31 protein-coding genes are annotated in these 26,250 nt (G+C 70.5%); 22 read left to right on the top strand and 9 right to left on the bottom strand.

The window, feature by feature from the left end:
- The first annotated feature begins 2 nt into the window (after positions 1 to 2).
- From ACFY1P_RS02700 to ACFY1P_RS02630, 15 genes are all read left to right on the top strand, one after another.
- Positions 3 to 293, top strand: coding sequence for a hypothetical protein (locus ACFY1P_RS02700; protein ID WP_390749425.1), 291 nt, complete (start codon positions 3 to 5; stop codon positions 291 to 293).
- Positions 294 to 367: 74 nt separating this feature from the next.
- A complete protein-coding gene (locus ACFY1P_RS02695) occupies positions 368 to 685 on the top strand; it encodes a hypothetical protein (protein WP_390749424.1) in 318 nt (105 codons plus the stop codon).
- A 21-nt stretch (positions 686 to 706) separates the two neighbouring features.
- The gene (locus ACFY1P_RS02690) at positions 707 to 1,249 is read left to right on the top strand and encodes a hypothetical protein (RefSeq protein WP_390749423.1); all 543 of its coding nucleotides are present in this window, start codon (positions 707 to 709) and stop codon (positions 1,247 to 1,249) included.
- Positions 1,250 to 1,256: 7 nt separating this feature from the next.
- Positions 1,257 to 1,457, top strand: coding sequence for a hypothetical protein (locus ACFY1P_RS02685; protein WP_390749422.1), 201 nt, complete (start codon positions 1,257 to 1,259; stop codon positions 1,455 to 1,457).
- Positions 1,457 to 2,749 carry a DNA cytosine methyltransferase gene (locus ACFY1P_RS02680; protein WP_390749421.1) on the top strand — a complete coding sequence of 431 codons (1,293 nt, stop codon included), beginning with the start codon at positions 1,457 to 1,459 and terminating at the stop codon, positions 2,747 to 2,749. The genes ACFY1P_RS02685 and ACFY1P_RS02680 overlap by 1 nt, the downstream gene beginning before the upstream one ends.
- A 16-nt stretch (positions 2,750 to 2,765) precedes the next feature.
- Positions 2,766 to 3,194, top strand: coding sequence for a hypothetical protein (locus ACFY1P_RS02675; protein WP_390749420.1), 429 nt, complete (start codon positions 2,766 to 2,768; stop codon positions 3,192 to 3,194).
- Positions 3,195 to 3,211: 17 nt separating this feature from the next.
- Positions 3,212 to 3,781, top strand: a complete 570-nt coding sequence (locus ACFY1P_RS02670; protein ID WP_390749419.1) for a hypothetical protein — start codon at positions 3,212 to 3,214, stop codon at positions 3,779 to 3,781.
- A 214-nt stretch (positions 3,782 to 3,995) separates the two neighbouring features.
- Entirely contained in the window at positions 3,996 to 4,337 is a 342-nt protein-coding gene (locus tag ACFY1P_RS02665) for a hypothetical protein (protein ID WP_390749418.1), read from the top strand.
- Between the two features lie 29 nt (positions 4,338 to 4,366).
- Positions 4,367 to 5,203: a hypothetical protein gene (locus ACFY1P_RS02660; protein ID WP_390749417.1), complete on the top strand. Its 837-nt coding sequence runs from the start codon at positions 4,367 to 4,369 to the stop codon at positions 5,201 to 5,203.
- A 66-nt stretch (positions 5,204 to 5,269) separates the two neighbouring features.
- Complete coding sequence (locus ACFY1P_RS02655; protein WP_390749416.1) at positions 5,270 to 5,506, top strand: hypothetical protein; 237 nt, start codon at positions 5,270 to 5,272, stop codon at positions 5,504 to 5,506.
- Entirely contained in the window at positions 5,503 to 5,934 is a 432-nt protein-coding gene (locus ACFY1P_RS02650; protein ID WP_390749415.1) for a hypothetical protein, read from the top strand. Before ACFY1P_RS02655 ends, ACFY1P_RS02650 begins: the two co-directional genes overlap by 4 nt.
- Positions 5,935 to 5,956: 22 nt before the next feature.
- Positions 5,957 to 6,187 carry a hypothetical protein gene (locus ACFY1P_RS02645; RefSeq protein ID WP_390749414.1) on the top strand — a complete coding sequence of 77 codons (231 nt, stop codon included), beginning with the start codon at positions 5,957 to 5,959 and terminating at the stop codon, positions 6,185 to 6,187.
- The gene (locus tag ACFY1P_RS02640; protein ID WP_390749413.1) at positions 6,184 to 6,459 is read left to right on the top strand and encodes a hypothetical protein; all 276 of its coding nucleotides are present in this window, start codon (positions 6,184 to 6,186) and stop codon (positions 6,457 to 6,459) included. Before ACFY1P_RS02645 ends, ACFY1P_RS02640 begins: the two co-directional genes overlap by 4 nt.
- Positions 6,456 to 6,638 (top strand): helix-turn-helix domain-containing protein, encoded by a 183-nt coding sequence (locus tag ACFY1P_RS02635; protein WP_390749412.1) that lies wholly within the window; start codon positions 6,456 to 6,458, stop codon positions 6,636 to 6,638. The genes ACFY1P_RS02640 and ACFY1P_RS02635 overlap by 4 nt, the downstream gene beginning before the upstream one ends.
- A gap of 35 nt (positions 6,639 to 6,673) precedes the next feature.
- Entirely contained in the window at positions 6,674 to 7,936 is a 1,263-nt protein-coding gene (locus tag ACFY1P_RS02630; protein ID WP_390749411.1) for a tyrosine-type recombinase/integrase, read from the top strand.
- Between the two features lie 252 nt (positions 7,937 to 8,188).
- Here ACFY1P_RS02630 and ACFY1P_RS02625 read toward each other — a convergent pair whose 3' ends face one another.
- The 4 genes from ACFY1P_RS02625 to ACFY1P_RS02610 form a co-directional block, all read right to left on the bottom strand.
- The gene (locus ACFY1P_RS02625) at positions 8,189 to 8,452 is read right to left on the bottom strand and encodes a type II toxin-antitoxin system RelE/ParE family toxin (protein WP_390749410.1); all 264 of its coding nucleotides are present in this window, start codon (positions 8,450 to 8,452) and stop codon (positions 8,189 to 8,191) included.
- Positions 8,445 to 8,714, bottom strand: coding sequence for a type II toxin-antitoxin system Phd/YefM family antitoxin (locus ACFY1P_RS02620; RefSeq protein WP_039633133.1), 270 nt, complete (start codon positions 8,712 to 8,714; stop codon positions 8,445 to 8,447). Before ACFY1P_RS02620 ends, ACFY1P_RS02625 begins: the two co-directional genes overlap by 8 nt.
- A gap of 215 nt (positions 8,715 to 8,929) precedes the next feature.
- Positions 8,930 to 9,505 carry a Uma2 family endonuclease gene (locus tag ACFY1P_RS02615; RefSeq protein ID WP_390749409.1) on the bottom strand — a complete coding sequence of 192 codons (576 nt, stop codon included), beginning with the start codon at positions 9,503 to 9,505 and terminating at the stop codon, positions 8,930 to 8,932.
- 73 nt (positions 9,506 to 9,578) lie between these two features.
- Entirely contained in the window at positions 9,579 to 10,505 is a 927-nt protein-coding gene (locus ACFY1P_RS02610) for an alpha/beta fold hydrolase (RefSeq protein ID WP_390749408.1), read from the bottom strand.
- A gap of 369 nt (positions 10,506 to 10,874) precedes the next feature.
- On the opposite strand from ACFY1P_RS02610, the gene ACFY1P_RS02605 reads away from it, so the two are divergent.
- The 6 genes from ACFY1P_RS02605 (at position 10,875) to ACFY1P_RS02580 (ending at position 17,818) form a co-directional block, all read left to right on the top strand.
- Complete coding sequence (locus ACFY1P_RS02605) at positions 10,875 to 11,627, top strand: GntR family transcriptional regulator (RefSeq protein WP_361528823.1); 753 nt, start codon at positions 10,875 to 10,877, stop codon at positions 11,625 to 11,627.
- 338 nt (positions 11,628 to 11,965) lie between these two features.
- A complete protein-coding gene (locus ACFY1P_RS02600; protein WP_361528813.1) occupies positions 11,966 to 13,609 on the top strand; it encodes an APC family permease in 1,644 nt (547 codons plus the stop codon).
- 253 nt (positions 13,610 to 13,862) lie between these two features.
- Positions 13,863 to 14,042, top strand: coding sequence for an SPOR domain-containing protein (locus tag ACFY1P_RS02595; RefSeq protein WP_361528815.1), 180 nt, complete (start codon positions 13,863 to 13,865; stop codon positions 14,040 to 14,042).
- A gap of 56 nt (positions 14,043 to 14,098) precedes the next feature.
- Complete coding sequence (locus ACFY1P_RS02590) at positions 14,099 to 14,500, top strand: (deoxy)nucleoside triphosphate pyrophosphohydrolase (RefSeq protein WP_361528817.1); 402 nt, start codon at positions 14,099 to 14,101, stop codon at positions 14,498 to 14,500.
- A gap of 186 nt (positions 14,501 to 14,686) precedes the next feature.
- Positions 14,687 to 15,106 (top strand): ATP-binding protein, encoded by a 420-nt coding sequence (locus tag ACFY1P_RS02585; RefSeq protein WP_361528819.1) that lies wholly within the window; start codon positions 14,687 to 14,689, stop codon positions 15,104 to 15,106.
- A gap of 192 nt (positions 15,107 to 15,298) precedes the next feature.
- Positions 15,299 to 17,818, top strand: coding sequence for a SpoIIE family protein phosphatase (locus tag ACFY1P_RS02580; protein WP_390749546.1), 2,520 nt, complete (start codon positions 15,299 to 15,301; stop codon positions 17,816 to 17,818).
- A 25-nt stretch (positions 17,819 to 17,843) separates the two neighbouring features.
- On the opposite strand, the gene ACFY1P_RS02575 is transcribed toward ACFY1P_RS02580, so the two are convergent.
- The 5 genes from ACFY1P_RS02575 to ACFY1P_RS02555 form a co-directional block, all read right to left on the bottom strand.
- Complete coding sequence (locus tag ACFY1P_RS02575; protein ID WP_390749407.1) at positions 17,844 to 19,853, bottom strand: TPM domain-containing protein; 2,010 nt, start codon at positions 19,851 to 19,853, stop codon at positions 17,844 to 17,846.
- 89 nt (positions 19,854 to 19,942) lie between these two features.
- Entirely contained in the window at positions 19,943 to 20,710 is a 768-nt protein-coding gene (locus tag ACFY1P_RS02570) for a succinate dehydrogenase/fumarate reductase iron-sulfur subunit (protein ID WP_390749406.1), read from the bottom strand.
- A complete protein-coding gene (locus tag ACFY1P_RS02565; RefSeq protein WP_390749405.1) occupies positions 20,707 to 22,650 on the bottom strand; it encodes a fumarate reductase/succinate dehydrogenase flavoprotein subunit in 1,944 nt (647 codons plus the stop codon). Before ACFY1P_RS02565 ends, ACFY1P_RS02570 begins: the two co-directional genes overlap by 4 nt.
- 14 nt (positions 22,651 to 22,664) lie before the next feature.
- On the bottom strand, positions 22,665 to 23,510 hold the full coding sequence (locus ACFY1P_RS02560) for a hypothetical protein (protein ID WP_361530799.1): 846 nt from the start codon (positions 23,508 to 23,510) through the stop codon (positions 22,665 to 22,667).
- Positions 23,511 to 23,566: 56 nt separating this feature from the next.
- Positions 23,567 to 23,851: a hypothetical protein gene (locus ACFY1P_RS02555; RefSeq protein WP_361530802.1), complete on the bottom strand. Its 285-nt coding sequence runs from the start codon at positions 23,849 to 23,851 to the stop codon at positions 23,567 to 23,569.
- Between the two features lie 305 nt (positions 23,852 to 24,156).
- Between ACFY1P_RS02555 and ACFY1P_RS02550 the strand changes: the two genes are divergently transcribed.
- The gene (locus ACFY1P_RS02550) at positions 24,157 to 26,202 is read left to right on the top strand and encodes an ABC transporter family substrate-binding protein (RefSeq protein ID WP_390749404.1); all 2,046 of its coding nucleotides are present in this window, start codon (positions 24,157 to 24,159) and stop codon (positions 26,200 to 26,202) included.
- Positions 26,203 to 26,250 lie beyond the last annotated feature (48 nt).

The raw sequence follows: 26,250 nt of genomic DNA, 5'->3' as shown, positions 1-26,250 counted from the left end.
TGATGATCACCGACCGAAACACGGAGAAGATCAAGGCCGCCGTCACGAAGCTCGACGAGGCCGTAGAGACCTGGCGCAAGGAGCCCGAGGGTGGACACGCCTGGTCGTGGGATGACGAGAACGTCGGCAGTCACCTCGCCGACGCGGCCGAGGCTCTGATCCTCGCCCTCCCCACCCTGCTCTGGCCCGACACCTGGTTCCAGGCCAAGCCCTCGGCCCAGCCCGGAGACCAACCCCTCAGCAAGTACGAGGAACGGCTCGTGGACGAGCTCCTCGAACACCTGGGCCTCTGAGCCCCACCCCACAACGAAGGCGCCCGCCCTTCCCGTTGGAGGAGGGAGGGGCGGGCGCGCTCGAAAGGATACCCATGAGCGCCATGACCTGCCGTGAGTGCGACCTCGGCCCGTACGGGGCCATGCCGGACGGCCTCTTCCACTGCGCCGAATGCGGCCACCGCCTCGACCTCGACGCCATGTATCTCGACCCCGACGAGGTGGTGCTCGTGGACGAGACCGGCACCCTTCAGCACTACCTCACCCCGGCCGCCTGCCTGAAGTGGATCGAGCAGATCGCCGACTTCCCCCGGGGCGATTGGGACAAGGCCCAGCACGCGCTGTGGCACTACCGGCGCGCGACCGCCGAACTCCTCGACGCACTGCGTGCCGGCCTGCCCCTTCCCGCCTGAATCCCCGAAAAGGACACGACCATGAGCTACGACGCCAAGTACGCGTTCCCCGAAGGGGAGCTGTACGTCACCATCATCCCGGCACGCACGAAGAGTGAGATCTGGGGAAGCGAGTCGGTGCTCCTCCCCGAGCCGCGACTCGCCATCAGCTCCTCGCTCGACGAAAAGGACGCCCCCGGCTTCGTGAAGATCCGGGGCCGGAGGTACAGGGTCGCCTCCCGACGCACCAGGGCCCATGCCCGGCGTGAGAAGTGGCTGCGCAGCACTGACTGCTCCGTCTGGAGCTGGGAGAGCCCGCTGCGCCGATGGGAGTTCACCAACGAGAACGACCAGGAGATTGGCGAGTCCACCGCAGCCCGCGGACGGCTGCGCCAGATGGTCGAAGACGCCGCCACTCGGTTCGAAGCCGACCACCCGGACTGGCGGCTCATCAGCGAGCGCCTGGAGCTGGAGGGCGAGCTCGGGACGGCTGAAGCCGCCGTCGGCACGGTGCGCGACGAACTGCGTAAGGCCGAAGCCCGCGTGACCGTCCTGACCGCCCGGATCGCCGCCTACACCGCTTAGGAACATAGTGATCACCATCGACCCGCCCGCCAACGTCGTGCGGTGCGTCTCCTGCAACGGCCCCATACGCCACATCGACCGCAAGCCCTACGAGTGCGCCGACTGCCAGCGACATGTCTACATGCGCGACGGGCTGATACGCCCCGGCTACCACTGGGAGATCGTTGGCGACTGGCTGACCAGCGCCGAGACCGTGGACGTGGACTAGTGTCCCTCACCCGCCTCGACACGGCCGGTGCACTGGGCACCCCCGAAGAGCTCGACCTCAGTAACAAAACGCCCGAAGAGCTGGAGGCGATTGCTGCCCCCTGGCCGGTCCACTGGCTCTTCCCGCCGAAGCCGGGAGACCCCGACCGCGTCATCAACCTGTTCGCGGGCCCTGGGGGCTGGGACGTCGGAGTACGTGACGTACTCCGACACGACCTCGACACCGTCGGCGTCGAGATGCACAAGGATGCCTCGGCCACCGCCCGCGCGGCAGGGTTCCGGCGGATCATCGCCGACGTGCGCTCCCTCGACCCGAAACACCCCGCGCTGCGCTGGGTGCGCGGACTGATGGTCTCGGCGCCGTGCCAGTGCTGGACCCCGGCCGGCAAGAGGGCCGGGCAGGACCCGCGGAATCAGGACCTGTTGCTCGACGTGTTCACCGCAGCCTTCGAGGCCACGTTCGGGCACTGGCACGACAGCGCCGACTGCGGCCCCTGCGAGGTAGCCGACATCTGCATGATCTGTAGCGACCCCGAGTGGGACGGATACTCAGGCTTCACCGGCCCCCTGCTCACCCTCGACGAGGTGCGGGCCCCGATAGCCGAGATGACCGACGAACGGATCGGCCTGCTCGCCGAGGTGCTGATCTGGTCGCTCACACTGACCGCCCAGTGGGACAACCTCCGCTGGCTGGCCATGGAGCAGAGCTCGGCCCTGCCGGAGAACATCCTCGACGGCCTTCGCGAGGAGCTGTGGTCGGCGGACTGGTGCAGCGCGGAGTACCGCGTCCTGGACGCCGTGGACTACGGCCTCGCCTCGCGCCGCAAGCGCGTTTTCCTCATGGCGGCCCGGCACTCGTACGTCGACATGGAGGCGCTCACCCCCAAGGAACCGCTCCCGACCACGACCGCTGCCGAGGCCCTCGGCTGGCCCGCCGGCATTCGTGTCAACACCCGGGGGGTCAGGCGGACGGCCGGAGGCAACTGCTGGAGCGCGGACAAACCCGCGAACGGCATCACCAGCAAAATCCGCGGTTGGTATTGGGAGCACGACAAGGACAGGAAGTTCAGCCTCGACGAGGCGGCACTCCTGGTCGGCTTCCGCCCTGGCCACCCCTGGACCGGCTCCCGCTCGTCCTGCACGCAGCAGATCGGCGACGTCGTCGCCCCGCCGATGGGCGCCGTCGTGATCGGAAGCCTCCTGTCCCAGCACTGGGAGGACCAGCTTCGGCAGTACCTCGCCGAGATCTACACCCCCTCACCTGCGCGGCCTGAGCACGTACTCGCCGCCTGATTACCGAAGAGAGACCATGCCCGGCTTCCGCCACAACCCGAACCTGCTGCTCATGTCCTTCGCCCGGAGTCCCCTCGACTGCCCCGCGTGCGAAGCCGACCGGCTGACCTCCATGGCCGACGCCCGAACGGCCATCTGCCTGGCGTCCGGCGTCGCGATAGAGGACATCGACCCTGCCACCGGATACAACCACTCCCGCGCCGCGTACGACCGCGCCCGCGCCTCCTGGATCGAGCTGATCCGCCAGCACGGCGCCAGTGAGTTCCACGAGGTCCGCGACATCGCATGGGCCCGCGGCCTGTGGGCCGAGAAGCGCCCCGAGTTCGTCGAGGGCGACGACTGGCTGACCGAAGCACTCGACGCCCACAAGGAGTTCATCGCCACCCTCGGTCACCCCTGCCGCCGGACCTCCTGCCTCGTCCACTTCCCTGCCCCGACCCTCTGATCAGCAAAGAGCTCAACATGGACAACATCATCGCGACCACGACCGACGGCCGCTTTCGCGTGCGCCTGGTCCCCGACGAGGACGCCCGCAGCCCCCGCGAGGACTTCGACCACCTCGCGCACGTGGTCACCATCGACACCCACCTCGGCCAGTACGCCCCCATCGACAAGGACGGCGGCCCCTTCGCCGAAGCCTGGGAGCGCGTGAGCTGGAACCGATGGAAGGGCATCGAGATCTTCACCCGCTGGGCCAACATCTTCCACGACGCCATCGTCATCGAGTCCCGGCCGGCACGCGGTCCGGTCTCCCTGTGGTACCTGCTGCGCGAGGACGCCGAAGACCTCGGCATGCTGCCCGAGGCGTACCTCGATGCCGAGCGCGCCGAGTACGAGGCATGGGCCGACGGCGACGTATACGGCTACGTCGTCGAAGAGGCTGTCGACTGGCTCCGCGCCGACGCCGACGACACCATGTCGACCTGGGAAGAGGTCGACTCCTGCTGGGGGCACTACGGCTTCGACTGGGCTGTATCAGCCGCTCGTCACGCTCTCACTTTCTATGTCGGGAAGCAGCGGGTGACGGCGTGAGCACCTTTTCCTCCGACTACGTCTGGTGCGGGCCTTGCGGACAAGGGCGTCTGTACGCCAACCCGAGCGGAGAGTTCGCCTGCTCGCGCTGCGACGCGCACATTGATCCCGATCTCGACCTGTGGCTCGACCCGGGCCATACATGGGCCGTCGACGAGGCTGGCCGCCTCTACGGGCGCCCGGCGCCAGATGCCGGATGAACCACTACTCCGCCATGAACCGTGAGGACGACATGAACACCCACACCGAGACCGTCACCCTGTCCAACGGGGCGCACCTGAGCGTCCGCGTCGAACGCGGCCCTGCGGGGGACGTGATGCTGCACGAGAAGAACGCCATGAACCCGCACGGCGGGGGCCGGATCTACTGGCGGATCTCGCGCCTCTACCTCATGAACGGCGACGAGGCCATGAGGATGCTGAACCCGCGCTTCGAGCGCGCCGAGACGGTCGGCGAGGCTGCCGAGCTGGCCCTCGGGTTCTTCGCCGAGTGCGCGGAGTCCTGCATCCAGCACGCCAGGGCCGAGGGCATCCCCGTCGAACACTGCTACAGCTGAGCTATTAACCTGTGACAAGGAGTAACGGAATGACCAGCATGACCGCCAAGCACCAGGACTTCGCCGACTGGATCAACCGCAAGGCCGTCCATGCCGGCCACCCGGTGAACGTCCCCCGGGCCAGCGGCGCCGCCAAGGTTGCCGCGGCCGTGGGAACGACCCGCTCGTCCGCCGAGCGCATCCTCGCCGGGCACGGCATGCCGGCGTACCGGTTCTGGCCCCGGTGGGCCAAGGCCCTGAACGTCGAGTACACCGAGTTCGAGGCGCGAGCCAGCGCCGCCCTGAACGAGAACGTGAGGCATCCCGCAGGCGAGCCGAGGCTCATCGGTCTTGCGGGTGCAGCCGGGGCAGGCAAGGACGAAGTGGGCCGCGCGCTCGCCGCAAAGGGCTGGAAGCGCAAGGCGTTCGCCGACAAGGTGAAGGACTTCCTCTACGCGATGAACCCGCTCCTCCCGGACGAGGAAGACGCCGGGGCGTACTCGCTGGCGGCCGACGTCGACGCCTTCGGGTGGGACGAGGTCAAGAAGTACCCCGGCGTCCGGGAGCTCCTCCAGCGGTGTGGCACCGAGGCCGGACGCCACATCCTTGGCTCCGATGTGTGGGTGAACGCCCTCTTCCAGGACGAGGGGGAGTGGGACGCGCCGGTCGTCATCACCGACGTGCGCTTCCCGAACGAGGCGCGGGCCATCAAGGACCGGGGCGGCCTGGTCGTCCAGGTGCGCCGCCCCCAGCAGATCCTGATCAACGGAGCGGACCACATCAGCGAGAACGCCCTGAAGGACTGGGACTTCGACGTGATCGTCCTCAACACGGGCACGATCGAAGACCTGCATAAGTCCGCGGAATGCCTTCTCCGCCCCGTGTGACCCACAACGCAGGTGTGAACCTGTGACCGACGTGTTAACGTGTAGCAAGAACGGAAGGGAAGACCAGTGAGTCAGAACCAGGACGTGACCGCCGAACTCGCGCGCATCGTCGCCGACATCGAGAACCTCTACGAGGAGCAGCGCAACACCCTCGTCGAGCGGTGGGGCGAGGACGGCGACGTACCCACCGAAGAGCTCCCCGAGTACGACGAGATCACCTACAACCAGCTCGTCGAGGACGCCGACCTGCTCGGGTCGGTCCGGCGCCGCCTGGTGAGCCTCCTCGAACCGGCGGCTGCATGAGGATCACTCCCCGCAAGGAGGAGATCGCAGCGATCGTGGCGCTCTTGGAGGACCCCACCTTTGAGAGCGCCACCCACCTCGCCAAGGCCGTCTATAAGGAAGCCGCCGAGCTCATCCAGATGCGCGACACGTTCGTACTCGTCCACACCTGGAAGGACGGAAGCCGCGGGCTCAACTTCGGCCCGTTCGCCTCCGAAGCGGAAGCGAAGTCCTTCGGCACCAAGATGGCGTTCGGCGGGTCTGGCCGCCTCGTCAAGCTCTACAGCCCCGGCGTGATGCTCGCCAACCACGACGGCAAGAAGGGGTGGAAGGGCTACTGCTTCGACCGCGAGTGCGGTCACGCCCCCTTCACCCACTCCATCGCCAGCGCCGCGCGAGGCGGCTGCCACATCCCCACTTGCCCCTGCACGAAATTCAAGTCCGCGTAGAACAGAAAGCCCCCCCGCCAGCATGAAGCCCGTCGAGTGGCAGACCTGCCTGTGCAGCTCGAAGCGCGCTTTCGCCGATCGACGCTCCGCCGAGAAGGCCCTCGGCCGGGCGCAGGCGAAGCGAGATCGCCACGCAGAGCGCCAGGGCGTCCGCCGAGGCATCGCCCGCGAGCACCGCATCTACCGGTGCGACCGGGACCTCTATCACCTCACCAAGCAGAGCCGACGCGAGTACCTAGGAGCCGCCGCATGAAGCCCAGCCAGAAGGCCCTCGACAACGGCTGGGGGTGGGTGCTCGGAGTGAGCGGTCAGGAGTGCCGGGTGTACTCCAGGCCGAAGGCCGACCCCGCCAAGATCCTCGAACAGGTCGCCGAGCTCCTCGGCGTCGAGGACATCGCGGGAGTGCCGGCCGCCGTCCGCCAGCTCCAGAAGGACAAGAGGCAGGCCGTCGCCTCCGCGGCGACCGCCTGGGCCGCCGTGCACAACTTCACCCGCCTCGACGGCGGCCTGGAGGGGCGCGCTTGACCCGGGGCGGCAGTAACCGGCTCCTGACGCCGGAAGAGGTGGCCGACTGGCTCAAGGTCAGCGAGATCACCGTCAAGAACAAGTACCGGACGTGGGGGTTGAAGGCCCAAAAAGTGGGCCGCCTCCTGCGCTTCCGCGAGCGCGACATCGTCGCCTACCTCGACGACAACTACGGGTAACGGCACAGCCCTGCCCCGGCAAGAGAGAGGGGCCCATGGCTACCGTTTTCCAGAGGTGCAAGACCGACAAGAGAAGCCCGCTCTACCCGTGCGAGAAGGTGCGCTGCGGCCATGACTGGACCGTCAGGTACAGGGAGCCGGGCGGGCGCACGGCCCGGCAGCGCGAAGAGAGCTTCACCAAGAAGACGGCGGCGGACAACTTCGCCAACAAGATGGAGAACGACAAGAACGTAGGGACGTACATCGACCCCAACGCGGGGAAGGTCACGCTTCGCGTCTACGCCGAGGACTGGCTGAACCGTCGCGTGATCGGGGACGCGACGTACTCGAACTACAAGGCGTTCATCGACAACCACCTCGTCCCCCGACTCGGCCGGAAGACCATGGCCGGGGTGTCGAAGGCGGACATCGAGCGCTTCAAGGCGGCCATTAGTAAGGAGCTCGCCGCCAGCACTGTGCACGACCGCATGAAGATGGTCAGGCACATCTTCTGGTCGGCCAAGGAAGAAAAGGTCATCCAGGAGGACCCGACCAAGGGCGTTAAGACCGCACCGGGCAACACTGCGGTCGACGAGGACGAGATCCCCACCCTCCCCGAGGTGCGGCTGATCCACGAGCACATCTCGCCTCAGTACAAGCTCGTCATCTGGCTCAAGGCCGGAGTCGGCCTCCGGGTCAGCGAAGCCCTCGCCTTTCACTGCGGATGCCTCCGCGAAGACGGTGTGATCCGCGTCCGCTGGCAAATCAGTTCGAAGGCCAACCGAGGGGACAGCAAGACTCGCCTTGTTCCCCTTAAGCACCGCAAAGAGGGCGAGTATCGCGATGTGCCGGCCGCCCCCTTCCTGTGCGACGAGATCGCCGAGCACGAGAAGCTGTGGCCGCCGATACCCCTGACCTTCCAGGACCAGACGGGGAAGACGCGGCAGGTGGAGGTGTTCTTCGCGCCTCGGGAGCGTGGGAAGGGCATTATGCCCACCGCCAATACCTTCGGCTATCACTTCAAGAAGGCGCAGATAGCGGCCGGGGTGGTGGACGCCGACGGCAAACCGAAGTACACCCCGCACGCGCTGAGGCACTTCTTCGCGTCGACCGCCCTGGCGGCCGGCATTCCGATTCACGAGGTCTCGCGCTGGCTCGGCCACAAGTCGATCAAGACCACGGTCGACCTGTACGGTCACCTTGTCCCGGAGGCGTGGGACCGCTGCCGCGAGGTCATGCAGAAGGCCATCGGGCCCGTGCCCGTCGAGGTCCCGACCGAGGCGCCCGAGGAGTCCTCCGAGTACGGCCCGGCAGCCTGACGTGCTGGATGTGCTGGATAGGTTCCGACCGTGCTGGATCTGTGCTGGATGCGATCTTCAGGAGGAACGTTTCCGCAGGTGGGAGCTCTGCGTCAGACGTTCCGCTTCAACGTCTGAGCGGATGAAATAACACCACGTCGCTTAACGTGGCAAACATGCAGGTCAGAAGGGGTCGGACTCGCGAGAGGCCGACCCCTTCGTCCATCCCGTGCTGGATCGGTGCCGGATCTTCTGACTCGACGTCAGGCGTACTCAGGTGTCGTACACAGTGGAGCGATGCCCGACGTGCACGACCCACACCACCAGCTCGCCGTTGTCGATCGTGTAGATCACGCGGTAGTCGCCCACGCGTAGGCGGCGTCGGTCGGGTTGGGAGACGAGGGCGGTGGTGTTGAACCCCAGAGGGTCATTCTCCAGCTCGGTCAACTTGGCCAGAATGCGGAGAGCCATGTCTCGCGGGACCTTGCGGAGTTCGGCCTGAGCCTCGGGCCGGAAGGCGGTGCGGTACTCACTCACTGCGCGCCAGGGTCTCCCTCATGATGTCCTCGATCGGGATGCCAGGTGCTGGGTTGGCCATGCGCTCGTCGATGATCCGGTTGATCTCGCGCTCTTCCCACTCCTGGTATTTCCGGAGCACATCGATGGACACCACGGCAGCCACCTCCTTGCCTCGGCGCGTGATCACCGTGGGTACGTCGTCACGGTCGGCTCGTTCCACGACCTCGGCCAGGTGCGCCCGGACATCGCGGATGGACTCTATGGGCAGCGGCTGCGTCATGCGCCCAAGCGTACCGAGTGTCTCATGTGTACACAACGGCTCACTGTCGCTCGGAGGTGCGGGGTAAACCGCCACCGTGCTGGACCTGTGCTGGATGCGATCGTGAAAAGGCGCGTTTCCGCAGGTCGCAGCGTTGCCCGTGGACGTTCCGCTTCAACGTCTGATCCCGCACGTCGAGAAGGGCCGGACTCCATGAGTCCGGCCCTTTTCTTGCCTTACTTGCTGGGGACGAGTGCGCTCAGGTCGAGCTCGATGTCGAAGGGCACGGGTCGCTTCAGGGTGCCCCGGAAGATGCCGGCGGGTGCGTAGGCGCGCGTCGGCTCGTCGAGTTCGTAGACGTGGACGACGGGCGCGCCCTCCTCGTCCTCGACGCACCAGTAGTGCGGGATGCCGGCCTCGGCGTACTTGCGCAGCTTGACCGTGCGGTCGCGGTGGGCGGACTCGGGGGAGACGACCTCGACGACGAGCTGGACCTCCTCCGGCGCGTACCACGTGCGATCCGGGTCGTAGGGGGTGGTCGTCACGAGAAGATCCGGTTCCGGTCGGTTACGCGCGTCGAGGCGGATCGTCATCTCCCGCTCGATCTCGAAACCGGCGGGTGCGCCGCCCATGAGCGTGGAAGTCAGAGCGGTGACGAGGCGGCCGTGCCAGGCTCGCTGTGGCGACATCATGAAGACAAGGGCTCCGTCGATCAGCTCGGTGTGGCGTGGCGCCTCGGGGAGGCGGTCCAGATCCTCCGCGAACCAGCCTTCCGCACGCGGCGGGCGCATCCAGTCGGGCAGTGCGGTCATGGCTCAACCGTAGCGACCCGACGGCACCCGGGCCACGAGATCGTCAACGGAGCCGACTCGTTGTCGTCTCCGCTCACCCGAAGAACTCCAGCAGCGCCCCCGCCACCGCCTCCGGCTGTTCCTCCACCAGGTAGTTGCGGGTGTTCTTGATCTCCGCGACGCGGACGTCCGTGCCCTGGGCCGGGAGCGCTTCGCGCATGTAGTCGTAGAAGGCCCCGTAGGCCAGGCCCAGCATCGGCGCCGTCACCTTGGCATACGTGTTGAAGTCCGCGATGTCCTGCTGGTAGGCCTGGAACCAGCCCTTGCTGGCGCGGATCGCTTCGGGGGTGGAGTAGGCGCGGGCGTAGATGTCGCGGTCGCGCGGGGTGATGGCGTCCGGGTTGAGCAGGCTCAGGTTGAACATGTAGTCGACGAGGTGGCGGTAGCGGCCGTCGGCGAGGAGTTGTTCCGGGAGGTCCTGGACCTGCTGGAAGGCGAGCCACCAGCGGTGGGGGCCCCGGTCGCCCGGGCGGGGGACGAGGGGGAAGTCGTAGTAACTGTCGTCGATATGGGTGGTGTTCAGGATCGCCACCCGCCCGGTGGCGTCCGGGTGGTTGGCGGCGTGGGCGAAGGCGACCATGGCGCCGATGCCGTGCCCGGCGATGTCGATCCGCTCGTGGCCGAGGTGGCGGGCCAGTTCGTGGACGTCCCGGGCCATGTTCTTCTTCTCGAAACCGGACCGCGGCTTGCCCGAGCCGCCCATGCCCCGGATGTCCACGGCGATGACCCGGTGGCGCGCGGCCAGCGCGGGCATGACCTTGCGGTACTCCCACCAGGTCTCGGGCCAGCCGGGCAGCAGGACCAGCGGGGAGCCCTGACCCCCCGTCACATAGTGCAGCCTGACCCCGTTGACCTCGGCGTGCCGGCTGCTGAAGCCCCCGCCCAGCGCCGCCGCCAGCCGGGCGTCGTCGGTCTCCTCGGCCGTGAGCACTCCCGGCGCCGTGTCCGTGCTCGGCGACATGTCGCTTCCCCCGTTCCTCGAAGCCTCCGGCGAGTTTGAAAATCAAACCCTTCGGTTTTCGATGAAGATAACAACATCGCGGGTGATCGGCCAGAGTCCCTCGGGGGCAACTGTGCTGCCCGCGAAGCGAGTTGGCGGCCCGACGCACCATCACGGAGAGTGGTGGACGCGTGCTGTCGGAAGGTGAGCGTGCAGCGCATAATTGCAGAAGTGCCTCAGGGGAGTGCCGGTCGCACATGCGGCTCACATCGCCAACTACACGTCCCTGAACTGCAATTCACTGCATCTAGTGAATCCTTGGCCTGTAGTTGCGGATGGCAACCTAGAGTTGCCAAGCTGTTGCGGACTGTCAACCTGTTGGGAGTGGCCGTGGCCTTCGGTGACCAGCCCGCATACCTCCGAGTCGCCGGTGATCTTCGTCAGAAGATCGTCGCAGGCGAGCTGCCGCCGCACACACGCCTCCCGTCCCAGGCCCGCATCCGTGAGCAGTACGGCGTCTCGGACACCGTCGCCCTGGAGGCCCGCAAGGTCCTGATGGCCGAGGGTCTGGTGGAGGGGAGATCCGGGTCCGGCACCTATGTGCGCGAGCAGCCCGTGCCGCGCGCCCTGGCGCGTACGGGCTATCGCACGGCGGGCGAGTCCACGCCGTTCCGCCAGGAGCAGGCCGACAGCAGGGTCAAGGGCACCTGGGAGTCACGCAGCGAGCAGGTGGCCGTGGATTCCGCGCTGGCGCGCCGGCTCCGCGTCGCCGCCGGCGACCGCGCGATGCGCACCGACTATCTCTTCCGGGCCGCGGGCGAGCCGGTGATGCTCTCCACCTCCTGGGAGCCCCTCGCGCTCACCGGGCGCACGCCCGTGATGCTCCCCGAGGAGGGCCCGCTGGCCGGGCGCGGGGTCGTCGAGCGGATGGCCGCCATCGACCTGATCGTGGACAACGTCGCGGAGGAGGTCAGCGCGCGGCCCGGCCTCGCGGAGGAGGTGCTGTCCCTCGGCGGCGTCCCCGGGCACTACGTGGTGGTCGTCTCGCGCACCTATTACGCGGGCGGCTGCCCGGTGGAGACGGCGGATGTGGTGGTGCTCGCCGAGCGCTATCGCGTCGCGTACCACCTCCCGGTCAAATAGCCCGGCCGCCGGGAGGCCGCGCTGGGCCCCGTCATCTACCACCTGTCCGTTACGCGCCGATGGCCTCCGCGTGAACGGTTCCGGAGCGCTCGCCATGCGTCTCCTGAAGATCGATTTTCGGCCGCTGGTGATCCACTCCCCGCTCCGTACCAGCAGGTAGGAACCGTGTGATCTGTCCCGCTTTGCCCCGATAGGGCAGGGCGTTTTTTACTGTTGCAAAACTCACATACGGCCAGGTCAGAGCCTTTTCGCGGAACGCAATCGTCCAAATCGCTCGTACGATGGCGCGGTTTGTGTCCTGCCCGTGGGGGAGAAGAAAGCAAAGGAGATCCGGGGCGTTGAGTACCGAGCAGGGTTCCCACTCCAACTACCGCCGGACCCTCGGTCCGGTGGCGTTGACCGCCGTCGGCCTCGGGTCGATCATCGGCTCCGGCTGGCTCTTCGGCGCCCAGCGGGCCGCGGCCATCGCCGGTCCCGCCGCGATCCTCGCCTGGGTCATCGGCGCGGCCGTCGCACTGACCATCGCGCTCACCTACAGCGAGCTCGGCGCGATGTTCCCCAAGGCCGGCGGCATGGTCCGCTACGGCCAGTACTCGCACGGCTCGCTCGCCGGCTATCTCGCCGCGTGGGCCAACTGGATCGCGATCGTCTCCGTCATCCCCGGTGAGGCGACCGCTTCCGTGCAGTACATGAGCTCCTGGAAGTGGAGCTGGGCGAAGCAGCTGTACGACGGCAAGGAGCTGACCGGCAGCGGTGTGGCCCTGGCCAGCGTCCTGCTGCTCTTCTACTTCTTCCTCAACTGGTTCGCGATCACGCTGTTCGCGAAGACCAACAACGCGATCACGGTCTTCAAGGTCGTCATCCCGGTCCTGACCGCGGGCGCCCTGATGTGGGCCCACTTCGACACCAAGAACATCGAGTCGGCCGGCGGCTTCACGCCCAACGGCTGGAGCTCGGTCTTCACCGCGGTCGCGCTCTCCGGCATCGTCTGGGCGTTCAACGGCTTCCAGTCCCCGCTGAACATGGCGGGCGAGGCCCGCAACCCCGGCAAGTCGCTGCCGAAGGCCGTCATCAGCTCGATCCTGATCGCGCTGGTCATCTACATCGCGCTCCAGGTCGCCTTCCTGATGGCCGTCCCGTCGGCCGACCTCTCCTCGCACGGCTGGGCGGACCTCGGCAAGATCTACAACTCGCCGCTCGCCGACCTGGCCGTCGCCTGGGGCCTGAACTGGCTCGCGATGCTGCTCTACGCGGACGCCTTCATCTCCCCGTCCGGCACGGGCATGATCTACGCCGCCACCACCTCGCGCATGATCCAGGGCGTCCAGGAGAACGGCCACCTGCCCGGCGTCTTCGGCAAGGTCGACAAGAAGACCGGCGTGCCGCGCCCGGCGCTGGTGCTCAACCTGGTCGTCGCGTTCATGTTCCTGGCCGTCTTCCGCGGCTGGGGCTCGCTCGCCGAGATCGTCTCGGTGGCCACGGTCATCTCGTACATCACCGGCCCCGTCGCCGTGATGTCGCTGCGCCGCATCGCCCCGGACCTCAAGCGCCCGGTCATGCTGAAGGCCATGCCGGTGATCGCGCCCATCGCGATGATCTTCGGCTCGCTGGTGCTCTACTGGGCCCGCTGGCCGCTCACCGGCAAGGTCATCCTGATCATGGCCGTCGGCCTGCCGATCTGGGCCTGGTACGAGCTGCGCAAGCCGTGGGCCGAGCTCAAGCCGCACCTGAAGGCCGGCGTCTGGATGGTCGCCTATCTGCTGGTCATGGCCTTCGTCTCGTGGGCCGGCGGCACGGAGTTCGGCGGCAAGGGCTACCTCGCCCAGGGCTGGGACATCGTCGTGGTCGTCCTGCTCGCGCTCGGCTTCTACGTCTGGGGCGTGCGCAGCGCCTGGCGCAACCCGACCCTGGTCGAGACCGAGAAGGAGATGCTCGCCGAGCAGGCGGCCGAGGAGGCCGCGCTCTCGGAGGCCAAGGCGTAACCGCCGGAATCTTTCCGCCCCCTGCGGCGTTCTCCGGGACATCCGGCGGGCCGGGCGCGCATGCCTTTGGCAAGTCCGGGTAACGGCCAGGAGCGGGGGCCGGGGCCGCGTGGCCAAATGCGTACCTCTTCGTGAAAAAGCGTATCCGCTGAGTAAAGGTCGGGCGTAGGCTCGGGCATATGCGGACTGCGGTTTCTCCGGGAAACGCCAGACGGTATGCGCCGGTGCGCACGGCAGCGGGAAGGCGGGGGCGATGACTGACAGCGGACCGGTCCTGCCCTGGCTGGTGATCCGCCAGGAGGACAACGGAAACCGCTACCGCGTCGGGCGTTACGCCACGAAGACGGAGGCCGAGGAGGTCGCCGAGCGGCTCGACGCGGGCGGCCGCCGGCAGCTCTATGTCGTGGTGCGGGTGGGGCGCGCGCTCTCCTGACGCCGGCCCGCGGTCCGGCGGTGGTCCGCCGCCGGAGACCGCATAGGCTGCGGCTCATGACGACGGCGCGTGTGGTGGTGGGCGGAGCGGTGTTCGACCGGGGGCGGCTGCTCGCCGCGCGGCGCAGTGCCCCGCCCCTGCTGGCCGGCCGCTGGGAGCTGCCCGGAGGCAAGCTCGAACCCGGCGAGAGCGCCGAGCAGGCGCTGGTCCGCGAGCTGCGCGAGGAGCTAGGCGTCGAGGTCGAGCCGCTGGAGCGGATCGCGGGGGAGTGGCCCCTGCGCCCACCGTTCGTGCTCCAGGTGTGGACCGCGAAGCTCGTCGCGGGCACCGCGCGCCCCCTCCAGGACCACGACGAGCTGCGCTGGCTGTCGCCCGACCGCGTCGACGAGGTCGACTGGCTGGACGAGGACAGGCCCGCGGTCGAGGCGGCGGTCCGCCTGCTTGCCGCGGGTACGTGACCCCGAGTCCCCCCGGCGGGCCCGTACGCCGCCGTCATCCGTCAAATGACCGCCGCGCCGTCCTCCATCCGTGTCACAGACCCTCCCCACCGCCGTGGGGAAGATAGCCAGCCTGACATACCGGGTATGTGCTGATTATTCTCCCCGAACCGGGCAAGTCCCGGAGGGGTCGCAGCGGGCTGGGAAGTGATCGGCGTGAGCGACAGCGCAGGGACCTTGGCGTCCACGCCCGGATTCGCCGAGTGGAGCTTCCCCGCCGAGGCGGGCGCCGTACGGACCGCCCGCACGCTGGTGCGCGACACCCTGCGCGAATGGGGCCTGGAGGCCGTCACGGACGTGACGGTGCTGCTGGTCAGCGAGCTGGTCACCAACTCCCTGCGGTACGCGAGCGGCCCCATCGGCGTACGGATGTACTCCCGCGCCGGCCCCACCCTGCTCGTCGAGGTCTCCGACCCGCTGCCCGACCCGCCCCGGGAGCGCGCGGCCCACCCGGACGACGAAGGCGGCCGTGGCCTGCAATTGGTGGCATGCACATCGCGCCGCTGGGGAACCCGCCGGGGAAACACCGGTAAGACCGTGTGGTTCGAGCTGGGCCTGCCCGGTTAGGAAACCCCCGGGGGAGACATAGCGGGTCGAGACCGTGCTGTGATCGTGAAGTCCGTGTTCCGAGAGGCCCCTGTGCTGGATACTCGGGCTTCTGATGCCGGTGCGAGCACATGAGCCGGAGGGGACGGGCACGTGAGCGAAAAGCCAGCGGGTACGGCGAGCGGTACGCCGGAGGGAACACAGGCCGCGGCGATGTGGCAGAACAGCCCGCCGGGATCCCTCTACGACTACATCCGCGTGGCCTCGTTCTCCCTGGGCGCCGACGGGCGCATCCAGCAGTGGAGCGAGCGCGCGGCGGAGCTCTTCGGAATAGCGGCCCGGCACGCCGTCGGCAAGGACCCCCTGGAGATCTTCACCCCCGACGCCCCTGGGGTGCGTCGCGGCCCGGGCGCCGGCGCCGCCCCCTTCCTGGGCGAGGGCGGGCTCGACGGCCGGGAGTGGACGGGCCTCGTCCCCTATCCGCGCGGCGAACGCTCGCCGGGACTGGCCGAGATCTATGTGATGCCCACCGAGGACGAGGAGGGCGAGCGCGGCGCGCTCTGCGTGGCCGTGGACGCCCGGGCGCTGCGCGGGATAGAGACCGACATCGCGGCCTCCGAGGCCGTTTTCGGCCAATCTCCCCTGGGATTCTTCTTCTTCGGCACGGACCTCACCCTGCTCCGCGTCAACGAGAGCTTCGCCCAGACCTTCGGCCGCCCCGCCGCCTGGCACCGCGGCCGCACCCCGCACGACTTCCTGCCGCGCGGCGAGGCCGAGCGGCTGACCGCGGCGCTGCGCCAAGTCCTCGACACCGGGCGGCCGGTGTCCGACATCCAGCTCGTGGGGCCGGTCCCCGGGCAGAGCGAGCGCCGCCGCTGGTCGGTCTCGCTCTACCGGCTGCACAGCGGCAGCGGGCGGCCCATCGGGGTGGCCGCGATCGCCACCGACGTCACCGGCCGCCGCCGCGCGGAGCGCGAGGCCGCGGGCGTGCGCCGCAACCTCGCGCTGCTCAACGAGGCGGGCGCGCGCATCGGCAACTCCCTCGACCTGGAGACCACCGCGCGCGAGCTGCTGGACGTCGCCGTCCCCCAGTTCTGCGACCTCGCCTCCGTCGACCTCTACCAGGGCCTCCTCGTCGGTGACGAGGCGCCGCCCGGCCTCGCCGACGGCAGCGGCGAGCTGCGGCGCGTCGCGTACGCCAGCGCGGTCTCCGGCGCGCCCGTCGACGGCGCCGACAAGCCCGTGCAGGTCGGCGAGGTGCACCGCTACGCCTTCCACTCGCCCTACGCCGGTGCCCTGCGCACCGCGCAGGTGCAGCTGGTGCCGGGCCGCGAGCGCGAGGACGGCCCGGAGCTGGGCGCGGTCGTGCACTCCACGCTCGCGGTGCCGATGGTCGCCCGGGACACCGTCGTGGGGCTGGCGCGGTTCTCCCGTACGAAGGGCAGCGAGCCGTTCGGCGAGCGCGACACCGCGCTCGCCGTGGAGCTCGCGGCGCGCGCCGCGGTCTGCATCGACAACGCCTGGCTCTACCGGCGCGAGCACGAGCGCGCGCTGATCCTCCAGCGCAGCCTGCTGCCCCCGGGCGATCCCGACGCCGCCGGGCTGGACATCGCCTGCCGCTATCTCCCGGCCAACGCGGCCACCGAGGTGGGCGGCGACTGGTTCGACGTCATCGAGCTGCCCGGCCACCGCACCGCACTGGTCGTCGGCGACGTCATGGGCCGCGGACTGCGGGCCGCCGTCGCCATGGGCGAACTCCGCACGGCCGTACGGACGTTGGCCATGCTCGACCTGGAGCCCGCCGAGGTGCTCTCCGCGCTCGACGAGATCGCCCACGGCCTCGGCAGGCCGGGCGGCAAGCAGTCCGCGTCGCGGGGCGTGCGCGGCGGCGTACGGGCGGCCGACCTCTCCGAGGTCTATCTGGCCACGTGCGTCTACGCGGTCTACGACCCGGTCACCCGGCGCTGCACGGTCGCCAACGCCGGGCACCTGCCGCCCGTCCTCGTCGAGGCGGGCGAGCCCGCGCTCCTGCTGGACGTGCCGCCCGGCATGCCGCTCGGCGTGGGCGGCGAGCCCTTCGAGCAGGTGGAGATCGACCTGCCCGACCGCGCGCTGCTGGTCCTCTACACCGACGGCCTCGTGGAGTCCCGCGACCACCCGCTCGACGAGGGCCTGGAGGCCTTCCGGGACGCCCTCACCGACCCCTCCCGGCCGCTGGAGGACGTCTGCGACCACGTCCTGGGCGCGCTGGACACCCACCACGGCGAGGACGACATCGCGCTGCTCATGGCGCGGCTGCGGGGCCTGCCCGCGGACTGCGTCGGCGACTGGACGCTCCCGCCCGACGCCCGCTCCGTGGCGCGGGCCCGGGAGCTGGCGCGCGAGCAGCTGCTCTCCTGGGGCCTGGAGAGCCTCGTGGACACCACGGAACTGCTGGTCAGCGAGCTGGCCACGAACGCGCTGCGGTACGGCGAGGGCGAGATCCGGCTGCGGCTGCTCCTCGACCGGACACTGGTGTGCGAGGTCTGGGACGGCGGGCTCGTCCAGCCCCGGCGGCGCCGGGCGCGTGACACGGACGAAGGGGGGCGCGGGCTCCAGCTCGTGGGGCTGCTCAGCGCGGCGTGGGGCAGCCGCCGCACGCCGCACGGCAAGACGGTGTGGTTCGAGCTGGCCCTGCCGGACGGGGACACGCCCACGCCGGACGCGGTGGAGGCCCTGATGAGCCTGTACTGACCGGCCGTCGCGCGGCCAGGCTCCTTCACTCCGCCGCCAGCCGTCCCCTCGTGGCGCCGCCGCCGAACGTCGCCGGGAGGAGCCCCGTCAGGATGATGCCGCCCAGGAGCGCGCCGCACAGGGCGCGCGCCGGGTGCGGGGTGCGGGGGTCGTACGGGGCGGCGTAGTCGGAGACGTCGTGCTCGGCGAGCGCGCGGGCCTGGCGGGCCAGGGAGTCCGCGTCGCCGGTCACATGGAGGACCGCCGGGCCGCCCCTGGGCGCCAGGGCGCGGGCCGTGGCCAGGTGGCGCTCCGCCTCGGCCAGCCGGGTGCGGGCGCGGCAGCCGATCGCGCCCCGGTGCGTGCTGATGAAGTCGCGCGCCGCCGCCACCTCGCCCCGCGCGGCGCCGAGCGCCCGCTCCACGCGCCGCCGTGCGCGCCCCTCGTCGGCGAGGGCCCCGGCCTCCGCGTCGAGGACGGCCGCGGTCTCCGCGAGGCGCCGCAGCACCGCCCGCGGGTCGTACCGCCCGCCCGCGATCTCCCCGTGCGCCTCCGCCAGCGCCCGCTCGGCCTCCGCCACCCGTCCGTCGTCCACCGTGCCGGCCGCCCGGGCCTCGGCCAGGCTCGCCTCCACATCGGCCAGCGCGGACGGCAGCCGGGCGGCGGTGCCCGTGAGCTCGCGGGCCCGGCGCAGCGCCGAGGTGGTGAGGGTGCGGGCCTGCGCGAGGGCCGCCTCGGCGGCGCGCAGGGAGATCGCCGCGCCGTCCGCGTCGCCCTCCGCCAGGGAGCGGCGCGCCTCCGCCAGGCCCGCGGTGGCGAAGGCGAGGCGGTCACGGGCCTCGGCGGGGTGCCGGGCCACGGGGGAGAGCGCGGACTTGACGCAGCACTCGGCGAGCGCGGCCAGCGCGGCCTCCGCGGTGTCGACCCGCGGCCCGAGCGCCCGCGCGATCTCCTCGGCGTGCTCCAGGATGCCGGTGGCGTTGACCTTCAGGGCCCGCAGCCGGTCGAAGGCCCCGGACTCGGCGTCCAGCCGGCGGTTGGCGCTGGTGCAGTGGGAGCAGATCTCGTCCAGGGTGCGGCGGCGGATCTCGTCGTCCTCGTACGGCGCGTCGTCCAGCCCCTGCCGCAGCCGGAAGGCGTAGGCGAGCTCGCTCTTCGCGTAGGCGACGGCCTCGGCGAAGGGACGGGTGGCCGACTTGCCCAACTGCGCGGTGGTGAAGAGGAGTTCCTCGGCGCTCGTGCGGACCGCGTCGTCGGTCTCGACGAGATTGCGCGCGGCCTCGGCCTCCAGTTCGGGAAGCGGGGTGAGCGGCTGGGCCAAACGGGCGAGGCCGGGCGGGGTCGAGGTGGCGACGGTGGGCCGGGCCCGCCGGGCGGCGCGGCGGTGGGCGGCCCGGCGGGAGCAGAAGCAGAGGTAGAGGCCGGTGAGCAGGGCCAGGACGGCCACCGTCACCGGCAGCCACACCCGGCGGTTGCCCGGCACGAGCCCGTCGCCGCCGGGGTCGCTGCTGCCCGGCGAGATCGCGGGGAGCCGCACCGGCCTGCCCTGGAGCACGGCGCCGTAGCCCTCGGCGGCGCCGATGGCCGCGCCCGCCCAGTCGTGCTGGGCCAGGGCGGGCGCGATGGCGGTGGAGGAGACGGTCTTCAGCTGCTCCTGGCGGAAGCCGGAGTCCGGGGCGGCGGAGACCGCGTACTGCCGCTCGTGGGTGGCGATCGCGAGCAGCACGTCGTGCGGGCCCAGGCCGTTGCGGTCGGCGGTGGCGTTCGCCCAGTCATGCCCGGAGCGGCCGGAGAAGTCGCGCACGTAGGTGACGTACAGCTGGATGTGGTGGACGGTGTGCAGCCGGTTGAGGGCGCTGTTGACCTGCGAGCGGCGCTGGCCCAGCGCGCCGACGGTGTCGGTGATCCGGCCGCCGGTGTCCAGGTCGAGGGGGGTGTCGGCATGGGCGGCCGGCACCGGGAGCGTGAGCGCGCACAGCGTGAGGAGGGCGAGGGGAGCCCTGACCCGGGCCCGGCCCGGCGCCCCCGGCCCGTACCGCCTGGAAAGCCGTGTCACATTTGGGAGCGTATGGCGGTAGTGCCCGACTCGCTACCGGGAGCTCGGAGCCCTCCACGGAGCGTATTCGCGCCCGGCTCGCGCCGGGCTCACTCCCCGCGGCGCCGGATCTTGTTGCCCAGCCACACCAGTGGGTCGTACTTACGGTCGGCGGCGCGCTCCTTGAGCGGGATCAGGGCGTTGTCGGTGATCTTGATGTGCTCGGGGCAGACCTCCGTGCAGCACTTGGTGATGTTGCAGTAGCCCAGGCCGTGCTCGTCCTGCGCGGCGCGCTTGCGGTCGATGCCGGCCTCGCCGGCCGCGTCCAGGGGGTGCATGTCCAGCTCGGCGACGCGCATCAGGAAGCGCGGCCCGGCGAAGGCCGCCTTGTTCTCCTCGTGGTCGCGCACCACGTGGCAGGTGTCCTGGCACAGGAAGCACTCGATGCACTTGCGGAACTCCTGGGACCGGCCGACGTCCTCCTGCTTCATGCGGTAGTCCCCGGCCGCCACCCCCGGCGGCGGCACGAAGGCGGGCACCTCGCGCGCCTTCGCGTAGTTGAAGGACACGTCCGTCACCAGGTCCCGCAGCACCGGGAAGGCCCGCATCGGGGTGACCGTCACCGTCGCGTCCGGGTCGAGGGACGACATCCGGGTCATGCACATCAGCCGTGGCCTGCCGTTGATCTCCGCGCTGCACGAACCGCACTTGCCCGCCTTGCAGTTCCACCGGACGGCCAGGTCGGCGGCCTCGGTGGCCTGGAGCCGGTGGATGACGTCGAGGACCACCTCGCCCTCGTTGACGGCCACGGTGTAGTCGACGAGGTGCCCGCCGTCCGCATCACCCCGCCAGACCCGGAAATGGGCGTCGTAACTCAAGTCGTCAGCTCCTCGTCGGTCAAGTACTTCACCAGCTCGTCCTTCTCGAAGAGCGCCAGCAGGTCGCCGCGGATCGGCGGCATCTCGCGCCGGGCCACCCGCACCAGCCCCAGCAGGGGATCGGCCGCCGCCGACCCCGGGCTCTCCTCCGCCAGGCGGCACACGAGGTTCACCCGCCGCCACTGCCGGTCCATCGCCGGGTGGTCGTCGCGCGTGTGCCCGCCCCGGCTCTCCGTGCGCTCCAGGGCCGCGCGCGCCACGCACTCGCTGACCAGCAGCATGTTCCGCAGGTCCAGGGCCAGGTGCCAGCCGGGATTGAACTGCCGGTGACCCTCCACCCCCGCCCGCCGGGAACGGTCCCGCAGCGCCGCGAGCCGGCGCAGCGCCTCCGACATCTCGGGGCTCTTGCGGATGATGCCCACCAGGTCGTTCATCGACTGCTGGAGTTCCTGGTGGAGGGTGTACGGATTCTCCGCCGGACCGTGCGAGACGGCCGGGTCGCCGCCCTCGGCGCCGAACGGGCGCAGCGCCTCGGCCTCCGCCGCCTCGATGTCGGTCTCCGCCACGGCCGGCCGGTCCGCCGCCGCGAGCCCCGCCGCGTACCGGGCGGCGTACAGCCCGGCCCGCCGGCCGAAGACCAGCAGGTCGGAGAGAGAGTTGCCGCCCAGCCGGTTGGAGCCGTGCATGCCGCCCGCGACCTCGCCCGCGGCGAAGAGGCCGGGCACGCCGACCGCCGCCGCCGTGTCCGGGTCGACGTCCACCCCGCCCATCACGTAGTGACAGGTGGGCCCGACCTCCATCGGCTCGGCGGTGATGTCCACGTCCGCCAGCTCCTTGAACTGGTGGTGCATGGAGGGGAGTTTGCGGCGGATCTCCTCGGCGGGCAGCCTGCTGGAGATGTCCAGGAAGACCCCGCCGTGCGGGCTGCCGCGGCCCGCCTTCACCTCGGAGTTGATGGCGCGGGCCACCTCGTCGCGGGGGAGCAGCTCGGGCGGGCGGCGGTTGTGGTCGGGGTCTTTGTACCAGCGGTCGCCCTCGGCCTCGGACTCGGCGTACTTCTCCTTGAAGACGTCCGGGACGTAGTCGAACATGAACCGCTTGCCGTCGCTGTTGCGCAGCACCCCGCCGTCGCCGCGCACGGACTCGGTGACCAGGATGCCCTTGACGGACGGCGGCCAGACCATGCCGGTCGGGTGGAACTGCACGAACTCCATGTTGATCAGCGACGCCCCGGCGAGCAGCGCGAGCGCGTGCCCGTCGCCGGTGTACTCCCAGGAGTTGGACGTCACCTTGAAGGACTTGCCGATGCCGCCGGTGGCCAGCACCACGGCCGGGGCCTCGATGGTGAAGAAGCGGCCGGACTCGCGCTCGTAGCCGAAGACGCCGGAGATCCGCTCGCCGCTCTTGAGCAGGCGGGTGACGGTGCACTCCTGGAAGACCTTCAGCCGGGACTCGTAGTCACCGGTCTCCCGGTGGTCCTCCTGCTGGAGCGAGACGATCTTCTGCTGGAGGGTGCGGATCAGCTCCAGGCCCGTACGGTCGCCGACGTGCGCGAGCCGCGGGTACTCGTGGCCGCCGAAGTTGCGCTGCGAGATCCGGCCGTCCGCGGTGCGGTCGAAGACCGCGCCCCAGGTCTCCAGCTCCCAGACCCGCTCGGGCGCCTCCTGGGCGTGCAGCTCGGCCATCCGCCACTGGTTGAGGAATTTGCCGCCGCGCATGGTGTCGCGGAAATGCACCTGCCAGTTGTCGCCCTGGTTGACGTTGCCCATGCTGGCGGCGATGCCGCCCTCGGCCATGACCGTGTGCGCCTTGCCGAACAGCGACTTGCAGATCACCGCGCAGCGCAGGCCCTGCTCCCGGGCCTCGATGGCGGCCCGCAGCCCCGCGCCTCCCGCACCGACCACGACGACGTCCCAGGATTGCCGGGCCGTACGCGACATCAACATGCCCCTCTCTAGAAAAAGCGCGGATCGTCGAAGGCGCCGCTGGCGACGAGATAGACGTAGAAGTCGGCGACCGCCACGCTGACCAGGGAGGCCCAGGCGAGCAGCATGTGGCGGGCGTTCAGCGCGCTGACCCAGCCCCACATGCGGTAGCGCACCGGGTGCTTGGAGAAGTTGCGCAGCCGGCCGCCGACGATGTGCCGGCAGGAGTGGCACGAGAGGGTGTACGCCCAGATCAGCGCGATGTTGGCGAGCAGCACGAGCGTGCCGAGCCCCATGTGACCCCACTCGCCCCGCGCGTTGCGGAAGCCGAGGGCGGTGTCATAGGTGAGGATGCCCGCGACGATCACCGCGAAGTAGAAGAAGTAGCGGTGCACGTTCTGCAGGATCAGCGGGAAGCGGGTCTCGCCGGTGTACTTCTTGTGCGGCTCCGCGACCGCGCAGGCCGGGGGCGAGGCCCAGAAGCCGCGGTAGTACGCCTTGCGGTAGTAGTAGCAGGTCAGCCGGAAGCCCAGCGGGAAGATCAGGACCAGCAGGGCCGGTGAGAGACCCCACCAGGAGCCGAAGAGGCCCCAGTCCGCGCCGTCCTTCATGGGGACGCAGTTCTGCGCGATGCAGGGGGAGTAGAACGGCGAGACGTACGGCGCGGCGTAGTAGTCGCCATTGGCGAAGGCGCGCCAGGTGGAGTAGACGACGAACGCCAGCAGCCCGGCGGCCGTGACCGCGGGGGCGAGCCACCAGCGGTCGGTGCGCAGGTGGCGGGGGGTGATCGAGGCGCGCGACGCGTGGTGCACGCCACCGGGGGACTGGCTGGGGGCGGTGGCGGTGCCTGTCCGGGGATCGGTACCAGTGGCCAAAGTGGGACTCCGGGGAGGAGTGGGTGGTCGGTGTCTCGCCGCGCTGCCCGGGGGTGTCAGGGGGCGTGCCGGTCGCGGGCCCCGAGCCCCTCCTCGTCGGCGTCCTTCCACAGCGAGGCGTCGTACGGGGCGTCGGGCACCGGGACCGGCTCGGCGCGGGGTGTGTCCGGTGCGTGGGCGGAGCGCAGGAGCGTGACGCTCTCGCGCAGGTGGGCGGCGTCGGTGCGCACGCGTCGCAGCTCCAGGTCCCTGGCGCCCAGGAGGGGTTCCAGCCGGGCGAGCGCGCGGCCGAGGTCGTCCAGGCAGCGCTGGACTGCCGTCACTTCATCGTTCAGGGACATGGGTCCTTGCCCTCACTTCCGCGATCGGCGGTTGCGGGTGGCGACGGTGTTGCGACAGTGAGTGTCGCGCGTCACACCCCTCCGGGGGAAGATAGCGTTCGCGATCGCGCCGTCGGGGGAGGCGGCGCCCCGCGTCCGGGGCCCGGGGCACCGTTCGCCCACGTGGGTGGCGTGCGGCCCGGCGGCGCCGTGTCGGCGCCCCTTCGCCATGCCCGTCGCTTTGAGTGGTTGTCGGTAGATGCGATCAACCGCGCATTGCGCCGGACGAGCCATCCGGCGGCAGCCCAGTCCGGCGGAGGTATCCCATGGCCCCTCTCTTGGTCCTCTCGGCACCCCTGACGACCCTGACCCGGTCCCGAACGGGCCGCTCCGCCGTGCTGCTCGTCGCGGGCGTCCTGCTCCCGCTGCCCGTCCTGGCCGGCTGCGGCGGGAGCCACGACGGCGCCGAGGGCTCCGTCACCCCGCCGGACATCGCCGCCGCCCCGCGCGCCGAGGTCGCCGACCGCGGCACCCTGCGCTGGGCGGTGGACGCGCTGCCCGCGACCTTCAACACCTTCCAGGCCGACGCCGACGCCACCACCCAGCGCGTCGCCGGCGCGGTGCTGCCCGCGCTGTTCACCATGGACCGCGGCGGACGGCCGCAGCGCAACGCCGACTACCTCACGGCCGTCACCGTCGCCGAGCGCGAGCCCCGGCAGGTCGTCGTCTACAAGCTCAACCCCAAGGCGGCCTGGAGCGACGGCAAGGCCCTGTCGGCCGCCGACTTCGAGGCCCAGTGGAAGGCGCTGCGCGGCAAGGACAGCGCCTACTGGACGGCGCGCAACGCCGGCTACGACCGCATCGACCGCGTCGAGCAGGGCGCGGACGCCCACGAGGTCAAGGTCACCTTCGCCAAGCCCTACGTCGACTGGGCCTCCCTCTTCAGCCCGCTCTACCCGAAGTCCGTGATGGGCAGCCCGGGCGGCTTCAACGACGGCGCCCGCAACGAGCTGAAGGTCTCCGCGGGCCCCTTCCGGGTCGACTCCCGCGACAAGGACGAGGGCACGCTCACGCTCGTCCGCGACCCGAAGTGGTGGGGCGACCGGGCCAAGCTCGACCGTCTCGTCCTGCGCGCCGTGCCGCCCGGCGAGCGGGCCGACGAGCTGGCGGACGGCAAGCTCGACCTCGCCGACGTGAGCCCCTCCGTCGCACACCGGATCACCGCCGCGAACAAGCCGCTGAAGAAGGGGGAGGGGGAGAAGGGGAACCGGGCCGCCGTGGGCAGGCCCCCCGAGGCGGAGGCGCTGCGCGGGCTGACCGTGCGCAAGTCCCTGGAGCCCGCCTACACCCAGCTCGCCCTCAACGGCGCCTCCGGCCCGCTGGCCGACGAGCGGGTGCGCCGCGCGGTGGCCCGCGCCATCGACCGCAAGGATCTGGCCGAAACGGTGCTGCGGCCGCTGGGCCTGCCCGCCACCCCGCTCGGCAGCCACTTCTACATGGCGGGACAGCAGGGCTACGAGGACAACAGCGACGCCGTCGGCGGGCCCGACCCCAAGGCCGCCGAGGCCCTGCTCGCGGACGCCGGCTGGCGGGAGAAGGGCGCCCACGGCTCGGCCCTGTCGAAGAAGCAGGCCGAGGCGGACAAGGCGGGCCGCCCCGGCCGCGGCACCGGGCCCACGGAGGACGAGGAGGACACCCGGACCGCCGACGAACCGGCCGCCGACCCCGGCGAGGAGTCGGCCGCGGAGCGGCAGGAGCGCGAGGAGCGCACCGGCCAGCCCGGAGACGTCGACGAGAAGGCCCCGCGCGACGCCGGCGGCAAGGCCGTCGCCGCCCCGGTCCGGATGAAGGACGGCAAGAAGCTCAGCCTCCGCTTCATCCTCCCGGAGGGCGCCGCCGCCGAGCCGCTGCGGGCCGTCGGCGACCGCATCGCCCGGCGCCTGGAGGCGGTCGGCATCCACACCGACATCACCAAGGTCGCCGACGCGGGCTACTTCAAGGACCACATCGCCGCCGGCAGCTACGACCTCGCCCTCTACTCCTGGCCCGCCACGCCCTTCCCCGCCACCGACGCCCGGCCCGTCTTCGCCAAGCCGCAGCCCGCGGCCGACGGCTCGCTGCTGGTGGAGCAGAACTACACCCGGGTCGGCACGGACCAGATCGACCAGCTCTTCGAGCAGGCGTCCACGGAGCTGGACACGGACGTCTCCCACGACCTGGTCGACCGCGCGGACGCCCGGATCTGGGCGGCGGCCGGCTCCATCCCCCTCTACCAGCGCCCCGAGCTCGTCGCCGCCCGCGGCGCGGTGGCCAACGCCGGGGCGTTCGGCTTCGCCACCCCGCGTTACCAGGATCTGGGCTTCCGGGCCTGACCGGGGGTCCACAGCGTCGGCCCGGCCGCCGGAAGGGCTCCTTCCGCG

It is taken from the genome of Streptomyces sp. NPDC001407 (assembly GCF_042895325.1).
Lineage (GTDB): Bacteria > Actinomycetota > Actinomycetes > Streptomycetales > Streptomycetaceae > Streptomyces.
Note: the sequence above shows the minus strand (reverse complement) of the source record. Positions and strands in the feature narration are given on the sequence as shown.

What these genes read in the sequence shown, in the direction of transcription:
- ACFY1P_RS02580 (WP_390749546.1), top strand. Translation starts at nt 15,299, where the DNA reads ATGTGGCAGAACAGCCCGCCGGGATCCCTCTACGACTACATCCGCGTG.
- ACFY1P_RS02630 (WP_390749411.1), top strand. Translation starts at nt 6,674, where the DNA reads ATGGCTACCGTTTTCCAGAGGTGCAAGACCGACAAGAGAAGCCCGCTC.
- ACFY1P_RS02590 (WP_361528817.1), top strand. Translation starts at nt 14,099, where the DNA reads ATGACGACGGCGCGTGTGGTGGTGGGCGGAGCGGTGTTCGACCGGGGG.
- ACFY1P_RS02695 (WP_390749424.1), top strand. Translation starts at nt 368, where the DNA reads ATGAGCGCCATGACCTGCCGTGAGTGCGACCTCGGCCCGTACGGGGCC.
- ACFY1P_RS02650 (WP_390749415.1), top strand. Translation starts at nt 5,503, where the DNA reads ATGAGGATCACTCCCCGCAAGGAGGAGATCGCAGCGATCGTGGCGCTC.
- ACFY1P_RS02675 (WP_390749420.1), top strand. Translation starts at nt 2,766, where the DNA reads ATGCCCGGCTTCCGCCACAACCCGAACCTGCTGCTCATGTCCTTCGCC.
- ACFY1P_RS02640 (WP_390749413.1), top strand. Translation starts at nt 6,184, where the DNA reads ATGAAGCCCAGCCAGAAGGCCCTCGACAACGGCTGGGGGTGGGTGCTC.
- ACFY1P_RS02610 (WP_390749408.1), bottom strand. Translation starts at nt 10,505, where the DNA reads ATGTCGCCGAGCACGGACACGGCGCCGGGAGTGCTCACGGCCGAGGAG.
- ACFY1P_RS02665 (WP_390749418.1), top strand. Translation starts at nt 3,996, where the DNA reads ATGAACCGTGAGGACGACATGAACACCCACACCGAGACCGTCACCCTG.
- ACFY1P_RS02550 (WP_390749404.1), top strand. Translation starts at nt 24,157, where the DNA reads ATGGCCCCTCTCTTGGTCCTCTCGGCACCCCTGACGACCCTGACCCGG.
- ACFY1P_RS02670 (WP_390749419.1), top strand. Translation starts at nt 3,212, where the DNA reads ATGGACAACATCATCGCGACCACGACCGACGGCCGCTTTCGCGTGCGC.
- ACFY1P_RS02700 (WP_390749425.1), top strand. Translation starts at nt 3, where the DNA reads ATGATCACCGACCGAAACACGGAGAAGATCAAGGCCGCCGTCACGAAG.
- ACFY1P_RS02555 (WP_361530802.1), bottom strand. Translation starts at nt 23,851, where the DNA reads ATGTCCCTGAACGATGAAGTGACGGCAGTCCAGCGCTGCCTGGACGAC.
- ACFY1P_RS02615 (WP_390749409.1), bottom strand. Translation starts at nt 9,505, where the DNA reads ATGACCGCACTGCCCGACTGGATGCGCCCGCCGCGTGCGGAAGGCTGG.
- ACFY1P_RS02565 (WP_390749405.1), bottom strand. Translation starts at nt 22,650, where the DNA reads ATGTCGCGTACGGCCCGGCAATCCTGGGACGTCGTCGTGGTCGGTGCG.
- ACFY1P_RS02690 (WP_390749423.1), top strand. Translation starts at nt 707, where the DNA reads ATGAGCTACGACGCCAAGTACGCGTTCCCCGAAGGGGAGCTGTACGTC.
- ACFY1P_RS02620 (WP_039633133.1), bottom strand. Translation starts at nt 8,714, where the DNA reads ATGACGCAGCCGCTGCCCATAGAGTCCATCCGCGATGTCCGGGCGCAC.
- ACFY1P_RS02595 (WP_361528815.1), top strand. Translation starts at nt 13,863, where the DNA reads ATGACTGACAGCGGACCGGTCCTGCCCTGGCTGGTGATCCGCCAGGAG.
- ACFY1P_RS02645 (WP_390749414.1), top strand. Translation starts at nt 5,957, where the DNA reads ATGAAGCCCGTCGAGTGGCAGACCTGCCTGTGCAGCTCGAAGCGCGCT.
- ACFY1P_RS02660 (WP_390749417.1), top strand. Translation starts at nt 4,367, where the DNA reads ATGACCAGCATGACCGCCAAGCACCAGGACTTCGCCGACTGGATCAAC.